Source organism: Bacillus proteolyticus, assembly GCF_001884065.1.
GTDB classification, from domain to species: domain Bacteria; phylum Bacillota; class Bacilli; order Bacillales; family Bacillaceae_G; genus Bacillus_A; species Bacillus_A proteolyticus.
The window spans coordinates 153,924-176,803 of record NZ_MACH01000092.1; the positions used below are offsets into that span (position 1 = coordinate 153,924).

Consider the following 22,880-nt stretch of genomic DNA (forward strand, 5'->3'; position numbering starts at 1 on the left):
TATTTTATATAAGGTTGCTGAGTTTGAAGGAGACAACGTAGATGAACAAACGAGTAGAATTAAACGAGAAGATAATTCTAGAATGGTTTGAAGGATGCAACGATGTAAAAATAATAAAGCGTGAATTGGATGAGAAAGAAAAAAAGAGATCAGTATTGTTTATGTATTGTCAAAACTTAATTGACAATACAAAATTAAAACAAGCCACATCATCCCATGTCTGCAAAGAGCTTTCAAGTAATTCGACAGAAGAGTTTAACCTCTCAACATTAATTCCCCAGTTATCAGTACAGAAATTAGATATGGTAAATTCGAATGAAACTATCTCTCAGATTATATTTGAAGGTAACCTCCTTATTATTTTTGAAGAATCTAAACATGGATATATAGTTGATATTGCTCAAATACCTACCAGATCGGTTGAACAAACAAATACAGAGATGACCATTCGTGGTGGACGTGATGGATTTGTTGAAGAGTTAAACACAAATATAGGATTAATTAGAAAAAGACTAAAAACGAGTTCTCTTAGTTATGAAGAATTTATTATTGGAGAAAGAACACAAACTAAAGTAGCACTCCTGTATTTAAAAGATGTCGCATCCCAAGATATCATTAATCAAGTTCGATTAAAATTAAGACAAATTAAAATGGACGGGGTTGTTTCAAGTGCACAAATTGAAGAGTTAATCACAAACAATCAATTTAGTGTATTTCCTTTAGTTGAATATACAGGGCGCCCTGATTATGCTGTGAATTGTTTGCTATATGGGCGTTTTATTTTACTAGTTGAAGGGTCACCAACAGCGACAATTGCACCAGTTACATTTCCTTTTTTTGTGAATACATCTGAAGATCAAGATCTTTTCTACATATTCGGTAGCTTTGTACGACTTGTAAGTCTTTTGGGGATAGCAATTTCTATATTTCTTCCAGGAATTTGGATAGCACTAATTACATATCATCCAGATCAGATTCCCTATACGTTGCTAGCTACATTAAGCTTATCAAGAGAAGGGATTCCTTTTCCAGCTCCTTTAGAAGGGCTAATTATGATGACCTTATTTGAAATTTTGAGACAAGCAGGATTGCGTGTTCCTGCCGTATTTGGTCAAACATTATCTGTTGTAGGGGGGTTAATTATTGGACAAGCTGCTATTAGTGCAGGAATTGTTTCAGCATCTATGGTCATTATAATAGCAATCTCGGTTGTTTCGACATTTGCTTTAACTAATCAGTCAGTAACAGGAATAATAAGTATATTGCGGTATGTAGTATTCTTAGTATCTTCTTTATTAGGCATAGTAGGATTTATCTTTTGTGTCCTTGTGATGGTGATACATGTAGTAAATTTACGCTCTTTTGGAGTTCCATTCTTTACACCATATTCACCCCCTGTGTTTAAAAGTATGCTAGCAGCCACATTTAGACTTCCTTTCACGTATATGAAAAAAAGACCTAAAGAATTGCATACGCAAGATAATACAAGGAAAAGAGAGAGTACCGATGAAGAAAAATAAAAGAATAGTTATATTTCTTTTTATAATGTGTACGTTTCTAACAGGGTGTTGGGATCAAAGAGAGTTGCATCACGTTTTGTATATAAATAGTCTAGGTATCGATTTTAAAGATAATAACTATATCATCCGTCCGCAATTTATTAATTTTTCTAACATAGCTAAACAAGAAGGGAGCACTACCCGTAATTATAGTCAGGCCTATATTGGTAAGGGAAAAGGCCCTATTTTAGATGATGCAGCATTTGATTTTTATAAGGGTGCTCAACAAGAAATCTCATGGGAGCATCTCAAAACAATTGTTGTAACAGAGAGATTTCTAAAACATGGTGACTTAAATCAATTTAATGATTTTTTTTCTCGTTTTTTTCAATTTCGAGATACTATGTGGATATTTGGAACTAAAGAACCTTTAGAAAATATATTAGCGAACAATAACATATTAAATATTTCTCAATTATATACAATCATTAATTTACCAAAAGAGATAACCAAGCAATATACAATAATAGATCCTTTACCTTTATATAAATTCCAAAGAAATTATTATGAACCTGGGATGACAACTCGCATTCCTTTCTTAGCTACGACTAAAACATATTGGAAAAAAGGGCATACATCATTTCCAATGTTAAAATTTAGTGGTTATGGTTTTATAAACGATAAATCCTATATAAATCATTTAAACAACCATGATATTGCTGGGGTTCGATGGACGGATGAAAATACTAAACGAGCTCCATTACTATTAAAATTTAACAAGAAAATCATTGGACATATAGTATTAAAAAATCCAGAGATAGATACAAAGCATTTTATTAAAAATGGAAAGTTACGCATGCTTATGAACATCCATTTTGATGCTGATATTTTTCAATTAATAAATTCTATGCCTGTAAATGATATTAAAAAAATTGCAGAGGCCCAAGTTGAAAAAGAAATTAAAAAAACGTACCGAAAAGGAATCGAAAGAGGGATTGACACGTATCAGTTATCACATTCCTTATATCGGCAGAATTCTAAATTGTGGAAACAATATAAAAAAGAGGGGGGAATATCCCTTCAAAATAAAGAATTAGATTTAAATGTCTCGATTAATATAGCTACAAATGGAAAATCTAAAAATATGCGTAATATGATTGAGCATTAGAATGGTTGAAGATGAAAGGAAACGTAAAATATTAACTCTAAATAGTAGATTCGAACGTGAAAGACCACTACGATGTGGTGGCGTCTTCTTTAGGAATGGGATGAGAGTTCGATTAGGAGCAGAAGGAGGCCTTTGCCTCCTTCGTTGCCTGAAAACACGCTTACATTTCTTGGCATTTAGATAAGTACAAGTCTAACTATATGTGCCGTAAAGCAGGAGTAGCTTAAATTCATTACTATGATTTATTCGTTACTTTTAAAGAATCTAACACTATTTTAGTTGCATTTGCAATAAGTTTATCATCGTATTTCGCATCTTCTTTCGCATGATTAGAAAGTATCGCAAGAATAATTGGCTTTTTATTTGGTGGCCAAATGATTGCAATATCATTCCTTGTTCCATAAGACCCAGAGCCAGTCTTATCGGCTACTTCCCATTCTCCTGGAACTCCAGCACGAATTAAGTTGTCCCCCGTAGTATTTCTTTTCATCAAATCTATTAAAAAGTTCCGTTTCTCAATGGAAAGTATATCCCCTAGCGCGTATGCTTGAAGACTAGTAGCTAATGCCTTTGGGGTACTAGTATCACGAGTGTCTCCTGGCTGCACTTCGTTTAATTCTGGTTCAAAACGTTCAGGATTTGTGACAGTATCTCCTATGTCTCTCAGTGATTTTTTGAATTCACTTGGCCCACCTAATTGTTTAAGAATAAGATTTTGTGCAGTATTATCACTATATCGAATGGAAGCATCCGCAAGCTCTTTCAGAGTCATACCTGTATCTACATATTTTTCAGTAATTGGATTGTAATTCACAAGATCTTTGCTAGTATACTTAATTATTTGATCTAAATTTTCTATTGATTTCTTCTGTAACAGTGCTCCCACAGCAAGGGCTTTGTGGGTAGATGCGTATGCAAACCGTTCATCTGAACGATAAGTAACGGTTTGATTCGTACCTGTGTCCAATGCATAAATACCAAGCTTAGCATCATAATCTTTTTCAAGCTTAACAAAAGATTGATTACTTATATGCTCTTGTTTGGTTTGTTTAGGGGATTCGGATTGAATATTACTATTGGAACAGCCTATAAGCGTTACACATGAAAGTAATACTACAGGGAGCATCTTTTTATAATGTGCAATGTGAAAAAACTTCTTTGAAACTATCATACATTTTCAACCTCTTTCAAGAATATATGGATTTTGTATAGGTATTTTACATACCTATACAATTAACAAATGCACAGGATAGCACTCTTCATGTGTTTCTTGCATTACAAAATGAGAGAACTACCAAAAGCACCTTTTTTATATGTAATAGACAATCTAAGTAACGCATTTGTTCCATTTATGATTAAAGTTTTTAGTATATCCATTAACTTTGTTTTTAAGCATCGCAAAATCCATTTTTGAACTTCACTTAATTTAATATGGATTTAGATTGAGTTTTCCTTGTAACGGGAATTTCAATTGGATAGCGCATATATAACAACCTCGTTTCGGATAGAATAAGTCATAACAACTACTGATTTCATTTTAAGTGAGGTGTTATACGATACATACGCCAAAGCAAAAAAGACTTGTGGTGCAAAGTATAACTACATTTAGTCTACTAATAACGACTATCTTTACACCCATGCTTATTTACATTGTTTATGGATTACAGATTTCGAAAGGCTTTGAGGGATACTGGCCATCAATCTTGTTTTATACAACTTATATGACGGGTGTGTTTATCTGGATACCTATTGTGAATAGGGCTGGGATTCACCGCTCCTTATATTGGACTGTTTCTATTCTGATAGTATCATTACTTAGTGTTACTTTCTTTGGATGGAGTTCAAGATGGCTAGAAATAAGTGCGTTAGTTTCTAGTTTTGCAGTTAGTACAATTTCTACCATGACGAGTACTTTATTGTTTCTACATGTGGAAGGCGGGGGAAAGATTTATAATAAAAATCAACAAGCGATTATTATTGGTATCGTTTTTCTTTTACTAATAATCGTATTGTTAGCGATTAGTTTTCTATCGCCACCGCTGATAACATGCATATATGGGATTTGTTTAATCAGTATCCTTTTTGCTATAAAAAAAATGCCGAAAATAGAGTTAGCCAAAGGGCTTTTACCTTTCTCTATCGTATCGGTAGTAGGAAAGTTTCTTTTTGTCTCAATGCTTATTCTTTTGATACGAACAAGTCGTAACATAAATAATGAACAATATATTTTCTATTTTTTTCTACTTTCTATAGCGCTTATTTGTTTCATGTTTTTGAGTTTGTTGAAAGGAAAGTTTTTTCATAAACTTTCATCTTCTTTACCAATTCGCTTAAAGGCAGAATCATTTTTACTTGGATTAGGAAATGGATATTTATTTTTGATAGGTATTTTTTATAGTTTTACTTTCTATAACATGTTAACCTGTATTTTCATTTTAGTTGGACCATACCTATTAGGGATTTTGATGTCCATATTTTTAGATATCAAAGCTGCTAAGAAAGTTAATCCAATCCATTTGTTTTTAGTAAGTACTTTAATCATGATATTCGGGTCTTATTCTCCAATATTTATAGTCCTTAGCGTTACATTTGGGAGCTATGCCATTAATAGTATGTCTTCTCAAAATAATTTGAAAGTATATATGGTGGATGCTACACATAGAGAGCTTTCTTTACTCATTTACACAACATGGAGAAATATGGGGAATATATTTTTACAATTTTTTATATTGATTGTGATTGTGGGAGTAGGGGTCTTTTACAATGTCGAATGGTCGCAACTTTTCCAAACCATTGTTGGGAAGAGTCAAATGCAGATTGAAAGGTTATCCGTACAACGATTGATGTTTATGCTAGCAATTTGCTGTTGGCTTGGCATGGTGGGCTTAGGTATGTGGATTGGTAAAAAGGCTAATCCCAATATTGCTTAAAAAGTAACTTGAAAAATAACAATACTAAAACTAGAAAAAACAAACAAACAAACTCGTCCTACTAAGAGGGGAGTTTGTTTGTTTTTTGTTTAGATAATGGAATGTTCATGCTAAATTGTACACTACGTTCCATATTCTTTATAGAATACTTTATATCTAGCGTTTCAAGAATTTGTTTAACAATATATAGCCCCAAACCACTTCCTCCAGTATTTCGATTCCTTGATTTTTCAATTCGATAAAATGGTTTGAAAATTTGTTGTATATCCTCTTCTTTAATATTGACACCTGTATTCATAATTTGCATTTTGATTTGACCTTGTTTAGAATCCTCACTTAACTTTATATAGACTTTTTCATTATGTGGTGAATACATAACCGCATTATGGATAATATTTTTACATGCTTTTTCAAAAAGAACACGATCTGTATAAACAGAAAGATCAGAATCAATTTCTTTTATTATTTGGATGCTTTTTTGAGAAGCAAAAAATTCGAGATCTTTTGTGATTGTATCTATTAACTTCGAAAGATTAACTTCTTCTACTTTTAGTTTAAAGGTGTGTTGTTCTAATTTCGACATGCTTAAAATTTCACGAACTAATTGTTCCATACTTTCAATAATTTGATGATTTTTCTTTAAATATTGATCACGATTTTGATAAGGGCCAATATTATATATCATCCCTTCTAAGTATCCTTTCATTACAGTAAGAGGGGTCTTTAATTCATGTGCTACAATCGCAAAAAACTCTCTGCGTTTTGTTTCTATTTCTCGTTCTTTTTCAATATCATTTTTTAATTGTTGATTTGCTTTTTTTAAATCAAACATAGCTTGTTGTAAGTTAATAGACATGTCATTCAAACTATTAGATAATTCTCCTAACTCATCTGTAGAGCGAACCTCAATTTTTTCGGAGAAATCTAAATTTGCCATCTTTTGTGCAGCCTCATTAATATAAATAAGTGGTTTTGTAATAAACCTGGAATAGAAATAAGCACTCCCTACACCAATTACGAGTACAATGATACTAATATAGGGGAGAAAGCGTACTAAAACCTGTGAAGCTTCATCAATTGGTTGAAATGTAGCAAAGACTATAAGCGTTAAACTACCATCTTGGAATTGAATTGGTTGCGTAACGTTATATGAATTGCTAAGGGTACCTGCATTATCGAACCGTGTCGCTCTAGTAACTACTGTTGTTTGCGAACCATTTTGAGTAAAAGAAAATGAAGGAGAGTATTTAATTATTCCCTCATTATTTTGAAGATAAAGCATCGCATTATTTTTTTTGGCATATTCATCAAAAAGTGGTATCGCATCTTGAAACGTAAGATCTTTAGACTTATCAATGATTTCTTTTATCCCTGTTTGAAGTTGATCTGTTTTGTATTGCTCATAAAACGTAGGGAGAAAGAAGTATAAAGTTAAATAAATCAATACTGCAAAGGATAACAAAATGAGAGAGGTAGTCATAAAGAGTTTATAAGTAATTTGCTTCATCTTCATGATTTTCACAATACTATTCATCAATTTTATAACCAATACCCTTTATTGTTTTAATATAAGGAATAGCTAACTTTTTACGTAGGTTTTTAATATGTGTATCAATTATTCGTGTTTCTCCAAAATAATCGTACCCCCAAACTTTTTCTACGATATTTTCTCTTGTGAGTACTTTTCTCTCATTTTGAAATAGTAGTTGTAGAATTTCGAACTCTTTTGTCGTTAATAAAATTTCAACATCATTTACATATACTCTATATGCATCAACATCAATGCGCACTTCTTTAAATACCAAATGATTATTTACATTTTTATCATAACTTCTTCTAAGTACAGCTTCGACTCGTCTAATCAAAACATGAAACGAAAAGGGTTTTGTTATATAATCATCGATTCCAAGATCGAACCCTTTCATTTGATCTTCCTCTTCTTCTAACGCAGTTAGCATAATAATTGGTATGTTTGACTGACTTCGAATCATTTTAGCAACTTCAAATCCATTAAGATTGGGCATCATTACATCTAGAAGAACTAAATCAAAGGATTGCTTATTAAATTGTGTCATACCCTCTAGTCCATCTGAAGTAACTACCACTGTATACTGTTGTGTCATTAAAAATTGTTTAATTAATTCCTGAATTTCTTGATCGTCCTCAACCACGAGGATATGATAGTTTTTCATAATATCACCTCTGGTAGTCATTATAGCCGTACTATCTGTAGTTTATGTGGAGATACAGTAGGAAACTTCATAGGACGTTTAACGTATTAACTCCATTTTCAAGATTGTGTATTCTCCGTAAAAAAGTATTATTACCCATATTCCTTTTTTATGGAGAAATATTTGTGTGCTTGAAAAAACTTATCATATAAAAAGCTGAACGATTAATATTTACGAAAAACTAATGTATAATAATGTAAAATGTGTGTAGTTTTTTAAACTGTTTGAAAATATACTTTCGATACTTTACTAGAAGGGAAAAGGGAGATGAATTTAAATATAAAAGAAGCCAGCGAAATTCTAGAGTGTACGCCACAAACTTTGGAGTTTTTTTGCTAATTTAGTAAAGGCCTAAGGTGCGAACTAGGGATTATTTAAATCATGTGAGAAAGGTTGTGAAATTATTTGATGAGTTATAAAGCGATGCTGTTTGATTTAGATGATACGTTACTTGATAGGGAAAAGGCAGTAGATGACTTGTTTTTATTAGTTTTAGAAAAGTGTTATGAGGATGTTAGTGATACAGTCAAAAACAATATGTTACAGAAATTCAAAGAATACGATAAAGGGGAATACGGCATAAGTAATAAAACGATAGTTTTGGAATCATTGTTTGATGAATTCCCGCCGAAGTATAGATTGCCACGCAATTACATTCAAGATTTTTGGAATAATAATTTCCCTAAATGTTTTTCTATAAACCAAAATACTATTAATTTCTTAAATAGTATCAAGATGCATATTAAGGTTGGTATTATTACAAATGGCTCAACTCAAAGGCAAACGGCTAAAATAATTAACACAAATTTAAACAATTACTTTGATACTATCATTATCTCTGAAGAAGTGGGATTTAGTAAACCTGATAAACGTATATTCGAACTAGCATTAAATAAGCTAAATATGCAACCAGAAGATGTATTATTTGTTGGAGATGACTTAGAAAAGGATATTGCTGGTTGTCAAAATGCAAATATAAAGGGCATATGGTTCAATCCTAATATGTTTAAGAATAATACCGACATAAAACCATATGCCGAGATTACTTCTTTTGATAATTTATTAAGTTATTGTGGGGAGATAAATTTTCAAAAATAGTAAAAAGATAGATTACCCTTAATTTCATTGACCGTATGAGAAGTTTTAAAACAATATTTATTTACGATGATATAGAGCCAGGGGCAAATCATTTATGTGTGTTAATGAAGATCTAGACAGCATGTTTAATATATACTTTATAAATTATAGAGGAGTGAGACTATGGAAATAAAGAAAGTCGTAATTGGCGGAATAAAGATTGCTCTTGTTAGAAATGATACAGTAGTAATATCTGATGTTCAAACTGCGTTGGATCTTTTGGCAACAGTTCAATATGAGGTAGATGCGAAACATATTATTATCCATAAATCTTTAATAAGTGAAGATTTCTTTGATCTAAAAACACGTCTTGCGGGCGATATCCTTCAAAAGTTTATAAACTACAAGGTAAAGATTGCTATCATTGGGGATTTTTCTATGTATACTAGTAAAAGCTTAAAGGATTTTATTTATGAATGTAATAAAGGTAAAGATATTTTTTACTTAGCAACTGAACAACAAGCAATTGAAAAACTAAGTACATTAAAGCAATAATAATACCCCAGTAAAATCTCCCTCTTTTTCACATTGCTTATTATTTACAGCATATAGGAACTGATGTTTGTGGTAAACTAAGAAATGAATAAAGGGGGAGTTTTCTTGAACAATTTTAATGATACGATCCGAAATTTAAACAATATAGTTTACAAACCTAACAATTTAATAATTACGAATCTAAAAGAAGAAAAGCAAAACGCAGAATATGCAGGATGTTTATTTCACTTAAATAACAAAACCATTCGTTTTAGAAAGTCAAAGATTACTCCTAATAAAATTGGTCAATTTGTTTCTTTTTGGGAGAAAGATGACAATATGCAAAATCAAACGTTTTCTTATGATGCTGCTCCTGACTTATTAGTTATTACTTGTATAGATGATAATAAACTAGGACAATTTATTTTCCCTAAAGAGATTCTTCTTAAGGAAAAAATTTTGAGAACACAAAATCAAAAAGGCAAGATGGCTATGAGGATTTATCCGATTTGGGATACCCCTGTTAGCAACCAAGCTAAAAAGAGCCAAATGTGGCAACTTCAGTATTTTGTTGATTTAAGCGATCATAATATACCCATAGACAAACTATTAAATTTGTATTCGTAGCTTCTCATCTTAAGTAATCTTGTTGGTTAGACTTTTTGTACCGGTACAGTTAAACGAAATGTACATTGTTTCAGTACCCCATCAAAATTACAATCAGCATATACTATTTTAACTTATACATTTTAAGGGGTGCTGACTATGACAAGTCTACAACATAAGCTTTTTACAAGATTGAATCTTGCAAACCTTACTGAAGTGAAGTTTGAAGAATTAGATACAATTCTCTTTGCATTTGCACACACTATACCATTTGAGAATTTAGATGTTATAGCACGTAATGCGAATACAATTACTATAGAAAATTTACAGGAGAAAATTTTAAGTAGATCCCGCGGCGGACTTTGTTATGAATTAAATACTCTTTTTTACTACTTTTTAAAAGATTGTGGTTTTGATGTACAACTTGCACTAGGTACCGTATATAAAAATGAAATAAACGCATGGGCACTTGAGGATGGGCATATAACGATTATTTTAAATTATGATAACGTACGATACTTAATTGATGTAGGTATTGCTTCATTAGTACCTCTAGTCCCTGTACCTTTTACTGACGAGTCTGTTACCTCTAAAAATGGAACGTATCGAGTGAGACGAAAAGATACGAGTAAAGGAAATTTCGTTTTAGAAAGAAAAGATACTAACGGAGAGTGGAAAGTTTGTCATGCTTTTTATAATCGTATCATTGATGAGATAGTAGTCAATGATGTTCAAAGTAGAGTAATAGAAGATGAGAAATCTATTTTCAATAAGGGACCAATTGTAGTGAAATTGACGGACTATGGCCATGTCTCTTTAACGAATACGAGTTTAACTGAAATGATTCATCGGGAAAAAACGAAACGTGAAATTACAGAAGATCAATATAGAGAGCTTTTATATACTGTATTTGCTATTGAGTTGTGAATATACAAATAGCCGGTTCTTATTCAGAATCGGCTATTTGTATAATTTTTGGTTTAAAAGGTTTTCTTCTAATGTGTTTTGGAAACTGTGGTATAGTTAATGTTTTTAATGTTTTTGCAGCCTCTTCATATGAATTAAAAACTGGTTCTTTTCCATCATCCCCCCTGTAAAACCAGTCCTTCATCTCGGATTACATACGGCATAAAACCATCCCTTCAAATAAAGATTTTTGTTCTTTTGAAACAGAATAACACTATTTAAAGTTTAATTTTCTTAATAGATATAATACACTAGAACAGTATAAAGAAGTATATAAAATGAATATTGGATGTAAAGGAAGATTATAATGTCAGTAATTGATAAATTGAAACTAAATAAGTATACAAATATGGTCGTAATTAACGAACCAAGTGATTATGACATTTTCACAGGTAAAGAAACTTCATTTTCAAAAGAACATGATGCTATTTTTATTTTTGTTGAAACACTTGATGAAATGGTGAAACAAACGAATTTTATTATTAGTAATGAAGAATTACTAATTGAAAAAGGCTACGTGTTTTTCGCATATCCGAAAAAAGGTAACGCTCGTTACAGTACGTTTATTCACCGTGATGAGATGTTTCCGGCATTAAACGTTGGAGATGATGGATATGTGGGGGAAAGCGAAATTAAATTTGCGCGAATGGTAAGTATGGATGATGTCTTTACAGTTGTAGGTTTAAAACGTGAAAAGAAAAAAGCGAAGAAAACACCTGCAGCGAGTCAATGTGTTGCCGATTATGCAGATCGTATTCAAGATGTTGAAGCATTACTGGCTAATCATCCAAATGAACTTAAGTTTTATCAAAGTTTAACTCCTGGATATCAGAAAGATTGGGCACGTAATTTATTTTCTGTGAAACAAGAAAAAACGCGTGAAAAACGTCTTGAGAAAATGATTGAAATCCTTTCACAAGGCTATAAAACAATTGAATTATTCCGTAAGAAGAAAAAATAACAATTAGGAAAGTCACAATGATGAAACAATTGATTGCGATGAGTACATTGAAAAAAGGATTCCTTCTATTATACTTAAGTATGTTCTTATATTTAAATAATCAGCAAAAGAGAAAAGGTGTTTGAAATGAAATCGTATATTGTAGTTGGAGCTGGAATTTTAGGAGCGTCTACTGCTTATCATCTTGCTAAGGCTGGTGCGAAGGTTACTATTGTAGATCGTCAAGATTTAGGTCAAGCAACTGACGCAGCAGCAGGTATTGTCTGTCCGTGGCTGTCGCAACGTCGTAATAAAGCATGGTATAAAATCGTTAAAGGCGGTGCACGTTACTATTCTTCGTTAATTCAGCAATTAGAAGAAGACGGTGAAACGGATACAGGTTACAACCGTGTAGGCGCAATTAGTTTACATACTGATGAGAAAAAACTAGATCAAATGGAAGAGCGAGCGTATAAACGCCGTGAAGATGCACCGGAGATTGGTGAAATCACTCGCTTATCAGCTGAAGAAACGAAAAAATTATTCCCTGCATTATCGGAAGAATATAGTTCTGTTCATATTAGTGGCGCTGCACGAGTAAATGGAAGATTATTACGCAACGCATTAATAAGCGCTGCGAAAAAGCATGGTGCAATTTTCATAAAAGGCGATGCAGTATTAGTCCGTGAAGGGAATCATATTACGGGAGTTAAAGTAAATGACGAAACAATTGTAGCGGAAAAGGTAATGGTAACTGCAGGCGCATGGGCAAACGAAATCTTGAACCCATTAGGAATTAATTTCTTAGTTACGTTCCAAAAAGGGCAAATTATTCATCTGCAAATGGAAAATACAGCAACAGAAAATATGCCAGTTGTTATGCCGCCAAACGATCAATATATTTTAACGTTTGACAATGGCCATGTCGTAATTGGTGCAACGCATGAGAATGATACTGGTTTCGATCACCGTGTAACTGCAGGTGGTTTACATGAAGTATTCCATAAAGCATTAACTGTAGCGCCTGGTTTAGAAGATGGTACAATGATTGAAACAAGAGTCGGCTTTAGACCGTTTACACCAGGGTTCTTACCTGTTATTGGGCCACTACCTAAGTTTGAAGGTATTCTCGTTGCAAACGGATTAGGTGCTTCGGGTTTAACTGCTGGGCCATACTTAGGATCTGAACTTGCTAAACTTGCATTGGGACAACCAATTGAATTAGATTTAAATGATTATGATGTTGCTGGTGCACTGGAATAGTAATAAACAAAAAAGATTAGGAGTGATTTCCTAATCTTTTTTGTTATGTTATTTGGGCGGTAGGTGTTCTTTTAAACAAAGGGGTACCACTACATCACTATTAAGCTAAGAAAATAGATAACCCACAAAACAGAAATTTTTTGTCTTTTTTAGCAACGAAGTACATTTTTATCGTTTGAGTCATTAGAGAAGAAAGGTTGATTCGTTCAATATAGAGGCGAATATCCTTTCTTTTTATACATATCAGAAATATAAACAATAGATTATGAAATTGGAGGGTATCCAATTTCATAATCTATTACAATAGGTAAGCTCTTTAAAGTCGGTCCCATCGCTGAATCCGTAAAATGATGAATAACATCAAAAACCTCAACTTGATGGATATTAGCGAACCGTTTCATAAATGAAATTAAAGTGATAGACGGGATCACAATTAAAGTTTTTTAAACCTAATTGGACTTACCATTAAGAGAGCAAGGATTAATGTAATCCATGCATTGCTATATGAAAATAATCCCATTCCAGCTAATGGTAATCCAGCAGCTGGAATAGGTAATCCCTTAAAATATCCAATGGTTGGTTTTACACTAAATTTAGCTAATCTTAAAGCGCCCATCGTTGGGAAAAGGATAAATGCCAAAGAAGTTAAAATAGATGGTGTTGCTATCGAATGAAATAAAAGTGCAGGAGCAACTCCGAAACTAACAATATCAGCTAAGGAATCCAATTGTACACCAAACTCACTGTTCACTTTTAATTTTCTCGCAATTCTTCCATCAAGGAGATCTAAAACAGCTGAAAAGAAAATAAAAATGGAAGCCACTTCCAAATAGTCACTCATATTCATGGTAATTGAAAAAACACCGCACAATAAATTTCCAATCGTAAATAAATTGGGTACAGCTTTTACTATTTGATTGAACAAGGTTGTCCCCCCTAAGTTGATTAAACTTCACGTTTATGTAGCATTTTCTATATATTCTTCCGTTATTCTTGAAAATATATGACCACTGTATGCTAAGTAAATTCCGACAAGAGAAAAGTCGATTTCCTGTACGTTATGTTGGTTTATAAACATGTTTGATCAAAGGTAAGACTACTACTGCTAATTTACCTAATATAAAAAAACGTTTTTGAAAAAAAGAGTAATCAAAACAGGCTCTAAACATATTTTATAGAATCACTTTTTATAAAATATGTTTGATTATTTTCGGTACGCGTTGTTGAATATTAGCACCCGATAGTTGAAGTGCCGAGCAGTCAAGCATTTTCCTTCGGTTGGTGGATAAGACCAACCACTCCGGTTTTAAATGTATTGTTTTTTATAAGCTTAAGATTGATTTTTTCCGTAATTTCTTTAAATAAAGGTAGTCCACTGCCTAAGACTACAGGAAACATATTAATCCGATATTCATCAATCAATTCAGGTAGTTTACAAAATTCTGGTTTTCCGCCAGAAAAGATTAGTTAGATATCTATTTTGGGATTTAAGTCCTATAAAACAACATCTACACCCTAAAAGTTGCATCATATCTTCATATAGTCATAAAATTAATCTGTAGTCGAAAATACGTAAAGAGCTGCTAGAATGAATTACTGAGAATACGAAGAATAAAGGAGAGAAGCGGAGTAAAAACTAAAAAAATTAGACAAAGAAAATGGAGAGATGAACTAAATGTTAAAGATCATCAAACATTTAAAACCATTTGTTGCTTCCATCATTGCAGTTGTATGTCTTTTAACTGTACAGGCAGTATGCGATCTATCACTGCCAGACTATATGTCTAACATTGTCAATGTAGGGATTCAACAAAAAGGTGTAGAAAATGCAGTACCTGAGGTTATTCGTAAAAGTGAAATGGATAAACTTACGCTCTTTATGAATGAAAATGAAAAGAAAAAAGTAGCTGACAACTATGCGCTTTTAGATAAGAACAACCTCTCTCAAAGTGAACTGAAAAATGATTTAAAAGATTATCCGCAGCTTGATAAAGAGCCACTTTATAAGCTACATACAGAAGATAAAAAAATAATTAACGAACTTAACGATATCTTTGGGAAACCAATGTTAATTACACAAGGAATTGAAAAAGGCGGCTCATCTGCTTTCCCTCCTGCTGCGACAGGCGACAACAAAACACCAGTGAAGCTTCCGCCAAATACTGATCCTTTTGCAATCATTGCGAAACTTCCTCAAGATCAAATCAATGCAATGAAAGACAAGGCAAATGAGAAGTTCAAGAATATGCCAGGTAGCATGGTAACACAGTCAGCTGTTCCATACATTGAGAATGAGTATAAGAAGATCGGTATCAATACTAATAAACTTCAATCTAATTATATTTTTACTTCCGGCGGGAAAATGCTGCTTTTATCCTTAGTAAGTATGGCAGCTACCGTTATCGTGAGTTTACTTGCTGCAAAAGTAGCTGCTGGACTGGGCAGAGACCTTAGAAAGAAAGTATTTCGGAAAGTTACAAACTTTTCGAATGCGGAGTTTGATAAGTTTTCCACTGCATCTCTAATCACAAGAAGTACAAATGATATCCAGCAAGTTCAAACACTTATGGTTATGATGCTTCGCATTGTATTCTATGCACCGATTTTAGGTATAGGCGGCATTATTAAAGTACTTACTACAGACGTTTCAATGGGATGGATTATCGGAGTTGCCGTAATCGCAATTTTAAGCTTAGTCATTGGTTTATTTAGCGTCGCGATTCCTAAGTTTAAGCGTATCCAAAAGTTAGTAGATAAAATTAACTTAATCACTCGTGAATCCTTAACAGGTATGCTCGTTATTCGTGCTTTTAATAATCAAAAACATGAAGAAAAGAAATTTGAAAAAGGAAATCAAGATTTAACAAAAACAAACTTATTTGTAAGCCGTTTAATGTCATTTATGATGCCAATGATGATGTTTATCATGAATGCCGTTACTGTACTTATTATTTGGGTTGGATCACACCAAGTGGATATGGGAAATATGCAAGTTGGTGATTTGATGGCATTTATGCAATATACAATGCAAATCATCATGGCATTCTTAATGATTTCAATGGTATCTATTATGGTTCCACGTGCTTCAGTTTCCGCACAACGTATCGCAGAAGTTTTAGATACTGACATTACCATTAGTGATGTAAAAGAGCCGAAAACATTTGATTCAGACAAGAAAGGTTACGTTGAATTTAAAAATGTTGGCTTTAGATACCCAGGTGCAGAAGAAGATGTGCTCTCCAATATCACCTTTACTGCAAAACCTGGTGAAACGACAGCTTTCATCGGAAGTACAGGTAGTGGTAAATCAACATTAATCAACTTAATTCCACGCTTTTACGATGTCACAAGCGGCCAAATATTAATAGATGGCACGGATATTAGAGAAGTATCTCAGAAGGAATTAAGAGAGAAAATTGGTTATGTACCGCAAAAAGGAGTTCTCTTCTCAGGTACAATCGAGAGTAATTTGAAATACGGTAAGAAAGAAGCAACTGAAGAAGAACTCGAAAAAGCGGCAGAAATCGCGCAGGCTATGGAGTTTATTAACGCGAAACCTGAAAACTTCCGTACAGAAATATCACAAGGTGGTACGAACGTTTCCGGTGGTCAAAAACAAAGACTTTCTATTGCGCGTGCTCTTACGAAAAAATCGGAAATCTTCATATTCGATGATAGTTTCTCAGCTCTTGACTTTAAGACAGACGCAGCATTGCGCAGAGCTTTAAACAATGAGATTACAGGAAGTACTATTTTACTTATTGCCCAAAGAATCAGTACAATCATGAATGCCGATAAGATTATTGTACTTGACGAAGGGAAAATAGTTGGAACTGGTACTCATGGAGAGCTTATGGAAAATTGTGAAGTTTATAAGCAAATTGCTTTATCACAACTTTCAAGAGAGGAGTTGTCATCATGAGTGATAGAAAAATAGAAAATAGAAAACAAGGCGGCCCTGGTCCTGGCGGTGGCGGTCATATGGGCGGCGGCATGAGAAAGATTGAGAAAGCAAAAAACTTCAAAGGAACGATGAATAAACTCCTTCAATACTTGAAGCCCTATAAATTATCAATCTTAGTCGTTATCCTTTTCGCAATCGGTAGTGCAGCCTTTACAATCGTTGGTCCAAAAATTTTAGGCAATGCGACAACAAAACTTTTCGAAGGACTCGTAAGCAAAGTATCAGGAGCACCCGGTGCGGCCATTGACTTTACTTATATCGGAAACATTGTCATTTTACTCCTTGGATTATATATACTGAGCACTGTGTTTGGTATTATCCAGGGATACATTATTTCTGGAGTAGCTCAAAAAGTATCTTATAACTTCAGAAAAGAAATCGATGAAAAAATTAACCGTATGCCGCTGAAATACTTTGATAAAACAACGCACGGCGAAGTATTATCGAGAATTACAAATGACGTAGATACGGTGAGCCAAACTTTAAACCAAAGTATGTCGCAAATCATCACATCCGTTATTACAATCATCGGTGTACTTATCATGATGTTATCAATCAGCTGGCAAATGACATTAGTAGCGATTTTAATATTGCCAGTATCGATGATTCTCATCATGGCAGTCGTAAAACGATCACAAAAATACTTCAAATCCCAGCAAGAATATTTAGGACACGTAAACGGTCAGGTCGAAGAAATTTATAGTGGTCACAATATCGTGAAAGCCTTTAACAAAGAAGAAGAAGAAGTTAAAAAATTCGAAGAGGTAAATGATACCCTTTACCACTCCGCATGGAAATCTCAATTTTTATCTGGAATGATGATGCCGATTATGACATTTATCGGTAATATCGGTTACGTCGCTGTATCTATTTTAGGCGGATGGCTTGCGGTAAAGAGAACCATCGCAGTTGGAGACATTTTAGCCTTTGTGCAATATGTTAGAAGCTTTACGCAACCAATCGCTCAAGTAGCGCAAATCGCGAACGTACTTCAATCCACTGCAGCTGCTGCAGAAAGAGTCTTCGAATTTTTAGAAGAAGAAGAGGAAGTGCCAGAAGCAGAAAATCCAGTGAAGTTGCAAAAAGTTCAAGGAGAAGTTACCTTCCAAGATGTTCAATTTGGATACAATCCAGATAAGATCATCATCAATAATTTCTCATCTAACATTAAACATGGACAAAAAGTAGCAATCGTCGGACCAACCGGAGCTGGTAAAACAACGATTGTAAAACTGTTAATGCGTTTCTATGATATAAACAGCGGTGCAATATGTATCGACGGTCACGATATAAAAGACTTCACGCGAGAAGACTTGCGCAACATGTTTGGTATGGTACTTCAAGACACTTGGCTATTTAACGGCTCCATCATGGAAAATATACGTTACGGTAGACTCGATGCTACAGACTCAGAAGTAATTGAAGCAGCGAAAGCAGCTCACGTTCACAACTTCGTAAAAACATTACCAAATAAATATCAAATGGAACTAAACGAAGAAGCAAGCAATGTATCCCAAGGACAAAAGCAACTACTCACAATTGCACGTGCCCTTATGGCGGATCCGAAAATATTAATACTCGATGAAGCAACAAGCTCCATTGACACTCGTACAGAAGTACTGATTCAAAAAGCGATGGAAAACCTTATGGAAGGTAGAACAAGTTTCATTATCGCCCATAGATTATCAACAATACGTGATGCAGATTTAATCCTTGTCATGAAAGACGGGGATATTGTAGAACAAGGTAATCATGAAGAGTTATTAAAAGCTGATGGTTTCTATGCTTCGCTTTATAATAGTCAGTTTGAAGGTGCGGATGCTTCTTGAGTTAGCTGAAAGTCCATTTAAATAACTAAACCCACGAAGAAAATGCATTTTCTTCGTGGGTTTTTATCATTTTTAAGGTTCTGTTACAAAGTTTTTAAAAGTAATCTAGACATTTGCAAAGCAGAGTGAGGAGCATGATAAATGGAATATTTTAAAGGGAAACCATGATCCTGACTGTGATCACGATAATCGTCGAGGATGGTAAATTCCTTTCAATGAGTGCGTTTCTTCACGGCACTCGTTTTTTTTTATTTATGGGTTTTCTGAACTCTTTATTGATAATATATAAAATACGAAGAATGTAGTTGTTATGGTTGTACAAAAATCTTCACCGTAGCCTCGTAAAGTTTTAGTGTTCTTCTCCTTCTCTTGTTTTATGACTTTCTCCAAAGATAAGGAGCATTTCTTCCCCATTAATTGTTGCTTAACGGATAGCCTGTTTAATTAAAGGGAATTATCAAAAAGGGTACTATAAAACAGAACAAGCCCAAGAAATAGATAAGGAGTGAGCTAGCGATGGACAACATGATTAATACGGGCAACTTTGGTTTACAAAGGGGACCTGCTCAAAAAACGGTTGGCCAGTATTTGTTCGATTGCCTGAAACTCGAGGGCATTACCGAAATTTTTGGTGTCGCAGGGGACTATAATTTTACACTTCTTGATACTTTGGAGTGTTATAACGGCATCCGTTTTATAGAAGGACGAAACGAACTAAACTCAGGTTACGCTGCAGATGGCTATGCAAGAATCAAAGGAATATCCGCTCTTATTACGACATTTGGGGTCGGGGAGCTCAGCGCCTGCAATGCAATAGCGGGAGCCAACAGCGAGCATGTACCAATAATACACATTGTGGGTGCGCCTCCTGAGAAGGATCAAAAAGAGCATCAACTGATGCATCACACCTTAATGGATGGAAATTTTGACGTTTTTCGCAAAGTGTATGAGCAGATTACGGCATATACCGCGGTGCTTACGCCGGAAAATGCCAAGATTGAAATTCAGACTGCGATTCGCATTGCTAAGGAAAAGAAAAAGCCGGTATACCTGGTTGTGGCTAATGATTTAGTGACCAAGCCGATTAAAATTTGGGCAGAGCCAATACCACCACGCCCAACATCCAACTCGAATACCCTCCAGGCTGCAGTGAATCATGTCCGTCCGCTTTTGGAACGTGCTCACCGACCGGTTATCTTGGTGGATGTGAAAACTATGCGTTTCGGCCTTCAGACAGCAACTCGGCAACTGGCCGATGCAATGAATGTGCCTGTTGTAACGATGCTGTACGGGAAGGGAGGATTCGATGAGACCCATCCAAATTATATCGGAATGTATCTAGGCTCTTTCGGGAGGGCTGAAGTCCAAAGTACGGTGGAGAATGCAGATTGTATCATTGCGATTGGCATGGTATGGGCGGACACAAACACCGCAAGTTTTACCGCGAAGCTGAACCCGCTGATAACTGTCAATATTCAACCAGATATAGTTAAAATCGCTGAGGCGGAATATCCGAATGTTCTTGCAGCCGACATGCTACTTGCCGTTCAGAAGGTAGGTTATACGGGCAAAGGTTTGACGAAAAAATTGTCACTCCCTTATGAGCAATTCACAACAACTGCCGACGGACCTCTAATGGAGGACGGCTATTATCCGCGTTTTCAGCGCATGCTGAAAAATGGGGATATTGTAATCGCCGAGACCGGAACGTTTTATTATGGAATGGGAGAGGTAAGACTGCCGGACAATGTAACATATATTGGACAAGGTGGATGGCAGTCCATCGGTTACGCAATCCCTTCGGCGTTTGGTGCTATTATGGCCGCGCCGGAACGCCGAGTATTGGTGTTTACAGGTGACGGTGCCCTGCAGCTAACAGTACAGGAAATCAGTTCTATGCTCTATTACGGCTGCAAGCCCATAATCTTTGTCTTAAACAACGGTGGTTATACGATCGAGAGATATTTAAATGTCAAAACAGAGGATCAAAAGTACAACCAAATCCCTCGATGGTCTTACACCAAGCTGGCCGAAGCTTTTGGAGGTAACGCGTTTACCGTTACGGTCCGGACCTATGGAGAGGTTGATCAGGCTATAATCCATGCTGAAAAGGAAAGCGCCAAAAGACTCTGTATAATTGAAATGATTGCAGGGAATCCAATGGACGCACCTGAATATATGCGACGGATGCGTAGTTATATGGAGAAGCAGGAAAAGCAGCGCAGTCAGAATTAGTATCCAAGTCCCTAGTCCTTAGTCCCTAATTGAATACTAATCGAACAGTTCTAATCATACTCTTTTAATAAAACGCAATTAAAGGGGTGTAAAGTAAGTTGACAAAAGTTAAGGTTAGTTTACGGCCCATCGTTCATAACATAAATTTACCAACTGTAATAAAAACAGCCATACTTCCAGGTGAATCGGCTGAAAGACTATTTATTGCAACCCAATTAGGAGAGATTTTTTATATAGGAGACGGTGTAATAAAAACATTTTTAAATATTCGTCCGCGAATTATCAAATTAGGCACGTTTGAAGAAGGTGTTTCTAGTAGCGGTTATGATGAACGCGGATTGCTAGGACTAGCGTTTCATCCGCAATTTAATCATAATGGCTTATTTTATCTTCATTATTCAATGGCTGGGACTCAAGGACCAGGTGCACTTGCAGAACAATTTAAACCGAACCCTTGTGACCCGAAAACTTTAAACTTAAAGTGGATAAATAGAGATACTCAATATGATCATATTGATACAATTGAAGAATGGATTTTACAATCAAACGGTCAACCTCAAAAACGAAGAACGTTACTTAATATAAAACGGCCATTTTTTAATCATAACGGTGTTAATAGTTTAAACTTTTCACCCGAGACTGGAAAACTTGTTTTTACAAATGGAGATGGTGGATCGGGTTATGATCCATTTAATCTAAGCCAGGATGACTTAGAAATAGCGGGTAAAATAATTGAAATCGATGTAAGTAAAAATACATTTATAAATAACCCTCCAGTAGTTACGCTCTTTAATGAGTTTCCTTTATCTATACAAGAAACACTTACGGTAATTGCGAAAGGGGTTCGTAATATAACAGGTATTTCATTCCAAAGGTTTTATAATCAATATATCAAATACATCGGAAATGTCGGGCAGGATATTACAGAGTCTATTTTTTCGTTTGTGTATTATAAACCCATACCGGTTACCGAACTTGGTCAAACGCATTTAATGAGATCCACACCCAATCAAGATGGATTTATTAATTTTGGTTGGCGAGGATGGGAAGGAGAATTACCTACTTCTTTTATAAGGCACTGTTCTGAGAATCCTACTTTGGATGAGAGAACAATGGCTTATTATAATGAAACAATTCAAACGTCAGTGAGGCGTATTCAGCCTCTAATTAGTTATTTTCATAAAGATTCCAGGGCCGATAAGTTTGGAGGAACTTCACTTACAGGAGTCCAGCCATATATGGGAACTGCAATTCAAAATTTAGCTAGTAGTGTCGTGTTTACGGATCTTGCTAAGAAAGAAGAATCTCAATCTCCAGTAAAGGGAGTGTTAGCTTTTACTAGAGCAGCTACAGATGGGAAACGTAATGATTTTCATGTTATTGAAACCAATTATGATTTTGGTGCTCAAGCAGCTTATTATATGAGTTTGGGAACAAACTTAGATCAAACTAGGTTATATTTAGGAGTTTATGGTTCAATGAAAGTAACGGATTTTAACAAAGGTACTATTTTTGAAATTGTTCCTTAATACGATATAAACTTTGAGTCTAAAAATATATGGAATTTATATTTTTTCAAACGCATGATTTAGCGCCTCTTAAAAACCTTCTATGGATAAACATCTATTGTATAGTGAT

The 22,880-nt window shown here is 34.5% G+C and carries 18 protein-coding genes and 1 pseudogene; 13 read left to right on the forward strand and 6 right to left on the reverse strand.

Features of this window, described 5'->3' with window-relative positions; genetic code table 11:
* Positions 1-41: 41 nt before the first annotated feature.
* Together gerXA and gerXC are read left to right on the forward strand one after the other, a co-directional pair.
* On the forward strand, positions 42-1,520 hold the full coding sequence (gene gerXA, locus BAQ49_RS15285; protein ID WP_071746016.1) for a spore germination protein GerXA: 1,479 nt from the start codon (positions 42-44) through the stop codon (positions 1,518-1,520).
* The gene (gene gerXC / locus BAQ49_RS15290; RefSeq protein ID WP_071746017.1) at positions 1,507-2,667 is read left to right on the forward strand and encodes a spore germination protein GerXC; all 1,161 of its coding nucleotides are present in this window, start codon (positions 1,507-1,509) and stop codon (positions 2,665-2,667) included. The genes gerXA and gerXC overlap by 14 nt, the downstream gene beginning before the upstream one ends.
* Before the next feature lie 235 nt (positions 2,668-2,902).
* Here gerXC and bla read toward each other — a convergent pair whose 3' ends face one another.
* On the reverse strand, positions 2,903-3,838 hold the full coding sequence (bla, locus tag BAQ49_RS15295; protein ID WP_071746018.1) for a class A beta-lactamase: 936 nt from the start codon (positions 3,836-3,838) through the stop codon (positions 2,903-2,905).
* Positions 3,839-4,304: 466 nt separating this feature from the next.
* Here bla and BAQ49_RS15300 point away from each other — a divergent pair, with 466 nt between their 5' ends.
* Positions 4,305-5,597: a hypothetical protein gene (locus tag BAQ49_RS15300; RefSeq protein ID WP_071746272.1), complete on the forward strand. Its 1,293-nt coding sequence runs from the start codon at positions 4,305-4,307 to the stop codon at positions 5,595-5,597.
* A 61-nt stretch (positions 5,598-5,658) separates the two neighbouring features.
* Here BAQ49_RS15300 and BAQ49_RS15305 read toward each other — a convergent pair whose 3' ends face one another.
* Positions 5,659-7,131, reverse strand: coding sequence for a sensor histidine kinase (locus tag BAQ49_RS15305; protein WP_071746019.1), 1,473 nt, complete (start codon positions 7,129-7,131; stop codon positions 5,659-5,661).
* Positions 7,124-7,789, reverse strand: a complete 666-nt coding sequence (locus BAQ49_RS15310; RefSeq protein ID WP_071746020.1) for a response regulator transcription factor — start codon at positions 7,787-7,789, stop codon at positions 7,124-7,126. The genes BAQ49_RS15305 and BAQ49_RS15310 overlap by 8 nt, the downstream gene beginning before the upstream one ends.
* 462 nt (positions 7,790-8,251) lie before the next feature.
* On the opposite strand from BAQ49_RS15310, the gene BAQ49_RS15315 reads away from it, so the two are divergent.
* The 4 genes from BAQ49_RS15315 to BAQ49_RS15330 all read left to right on the forward strand — a co-directional run bounded on the left by BAQ49_RS15315 (position 8,252) and on the right by BAQ49_RS15330 (position 10,972).
* Entirely contained in the window at positions 8,252-8,926 is a 675-nt protein-coding gene (locus BAQ49_RS15315; protein ID WP_071746273.1) for an HAD family hydrolase, read from the forward strand.
* A 162-nt stretch (positions 8,927-9,088) separates the two neighbouring features.
* On the forward strand, positions 9,089-9,460 hold the full coding sequence (locus BAQ49_RS15320) for a DUF4180 domain-containing protein (RefSeq protein ID WP_071746021.1): 372 nt from the start codon (positions 9,089-9,091) through the stop codon (positions 9,458-9,460).
* 84 nt (positions 9,461-9,544) lie between these two features.
* Complete coding sequence (locus BAQ49_RS15325; RefSeq protein WP_084667460.1) at positions 9,545-10,066, forward strand: MepB family protein; 522 nt, start codon at positions 9,545-9,547, stop codon at positions 10,064-10,066.
* 138 nt (positions 10,067-10,204) lie between these two features.
* Positions 10,205-10,972 (forward strand): arylamine N-acetyltransferase family protein, encoded by a 768-nt coding sequence (locus BAQ49_RS15330; protein WP_071746023.1) that lies wholly within the window; start codon positions 10,205-10,207, stop codon positions 10,970-10,972.
* Between the two features lie 19 nt (positions 10,973-10,991).
* On the opposite strand, the pseudogene BAQ49_RS15335 reads toward BAQ49_RS15330, so the two are convergent.
* Positions 10,992-11,175, reverse strand: a pseudogene (locus BAQ49_RS15335) (hypothetical protein).
* A 143-nt stretch (positions 11,176-11,318) separates the two neighbouring features.
* Here BAQ49_RS15335 and BAQ49_RS15340 point away from each other — a divergent pair.
* Entirely contained in the window at positions 11,319-11,972 is a 654-nt protein-coding gene (locus tag BAQ49_RS15340) for a YdeI/OmpD-associated family protein (protein WP_071746024.1), read from the forward strand.
* Positions 11,973-12,098: 126 nt separating this feature from the next.
* A complete protein-coding gene (locus tag BAQ49_RS15345) occupies positions 12,099-13,214 on the forward strand; it encodes an NAD(P)/FAD-dependent oxidoreductase (protein WP_071746025.1) in 1,116 nt (371 codons plus the stop codon).
* Between the two features lie 263 nt (positions 13,215-13,477).
* On the opposite strand, the gene BAQ49_RS32980 is transcribed toward BAQ49_RS15345, so the two are convergent.
* Entirely contained in the window at positions 13,478-13,615 is a 138-nt protein-coding gene (locus BAQ49_RS32980) for a hypothetical protein (protein ID WP_165616050.1), read from the reverse strand.
* 32 nt (positions 13,616-13,647) lie between these two features.
* Entirely contained in the window at positions 13,648-14,139 is a 492-nt protein-coding gene (pssA, locus tag BAQ49_RS15350) for a CDP-diacylglycerol--serine O-phosphatidyltransferase (RefSeq protein WP_002085344.1), read from the reverse strand.
* Between the two features lie 750 nt (positions 14,140-14,889).
* Here pssA and BAQ49_RS15355 point away from each other — a divergent pair.
* From BAQ49_RS15355 to BAQ49_RS15370, 4 genes are all read left to right on the forward strand, one after another.
* Positions 14,890-17,136, forward strand: a complete 2,247-nt coding sequence (locus BAQ49_RS15355; protein WP_071746026.1) for an ABC transporter ATP-binding protein — start codon at positions 14,890-14,892, stop codon at positions 17,134-17,136.
* Positions 17,133-19,007, forward strand: coding sequence for an ABC transporter ATP-binding protein (locus BAQ49_RS15360; RefSeq protein WP_071746027.1), 1,875 nt, complete (start codon positions 17,133-17,135; stop codon positions 19,005-19,007). Before BAQ49_RS15355 ends, BAQ49_RS15360 begins: the two co-directional genes overlap by 4 nt.
* Positions 19,008-19,523: 516 nt before the next feature.
* A complete protein-coding gene (locus tag BAQ49_RS15365; RefSeq protein ID WP_071746028.1) occupies positions 19,524-21,242 on the forward strand; it encodes an alpha-keto acid decarboxylase family protein in 1,719 nt (572 codons plus the stop codon).
* A gap of 98 nt (positions 21,243-21,340) precedes the next feature.
* Entirely contained in the window at positions 21,341-22,771 is a 1,431-nt protein-coding gene (locus BAQ49_RS15370; protein WP_071746029.1) for a PQQ-dependent sugar dehydrogenase, read from the forward strand.
* The last annotated feature ends 109 nt before the right edge of the window (positions 22,772-22,880 follow it).

Coding starts and splice junctions, on each gene's coding strand:
- gerXA (WP_071746016.1), top strand. CDS start 42: ATGAACAAACGAGTAGAATTAAACGAGAAGATAATTCTAGAATGGTTT.
- gerXC (WP_071746017.1), top strand. CDS start 1,507: ATGAAGAAAAATAAAAGAATAGTTATATTTCTTTTTATAATGTGTACG.
- bla (WP_071746018.1), bottom strand. CDS start 3,838: ATGATAGTTTCAAAGAAGTTTTTTCACATTGCACATTATAAAAAGATG.
- BAQ49_RS15300 (WP_071746272.1), top strand. CDS start 4,305: ATGCTTATTTACATTGTTTATGGATTACAGATTTCGAAAGGCTTTGAG.
- BAQ49_RS15305 (WP_071746019.1), bottom strand. CDS start 7,131: ATGAATAGTATTGTGAAAATCATGAAGATGAAGCAAATTACTTATAAA.
- BAQ49_RS15310 (WP_071746020.1), bottom strand. CDS start 7,789: ATGAAAAACTATCATATCCTCGTGGTTGAGGACGATCAAGAAATTCAG.
- BAQ49_RS15315 (WP_071746273.1), top strand. CDS start 8,252: ATGCTGTTTGATTTAGATGATACGTTACTTGATAGGGAAAAGGCAGTA.
- BAQ49_RS15320 (WP_071746021.1), top strand. CDS start 9,089: ATGGAAATAAAGAAAGTCGTAATTGGCGGAATAAAGATTGCTCTTGTT.
- BAQ49_RS15325 (WP_084667460.1), top strand. CDS start 9,545: ATGAATAAAGGGGGAGTTTTCTTGAACAATTTTAATGATACGATCCGA.
- BAQ49_RS15330 (WP_071746023.1), top strand. CDS start 10,205: ATGACAAGTCTACAACATAAGCTTTTTACAAGATTGAATCTTGCAAAC.
- BAQ49_RS15340 (WP_071746024.1), top strand. CDS start 11,319: ATGTCAGTAATTGATAAATTGAAACTAAATAAGTATACAAATATGGTC.
- BAQ49_RS15345 (WP_071746025.1), top strand. CDS start 12,099: ATGAAATCGTATATTGTAGTTGGAGCTGGAATTTTAGGAGCGTCTACT.
- BAQ49_RS32980 (WP_165616050.1), bottom strand. CDS start 13,615: ATGAAACGGTTCGCTAATATCCATCAAGTTGAGGTTTTTGATGTTATT.
- BAQ49_RS15355 (WP_071746026.1), top strand. CDS start 14,890: ATGTTAAAGATCATCAAACATTTAAAACCATTTGTTGCTTCCATCATT.
- BAQ49_RS15360 (WP_071746027.1), top strand. CDS start 17,133: ATGAGTGATAGAAAAATAGAAAATAGAAAACAAGGCGGCCCTGGTCCT.
- BAQ49_RS15365 (WP_071746028.1), top strand. CDS start 19,524: ATGGACAACATGATTAATACGGGCAACTTTGGTTTACAAAGGGGACCT.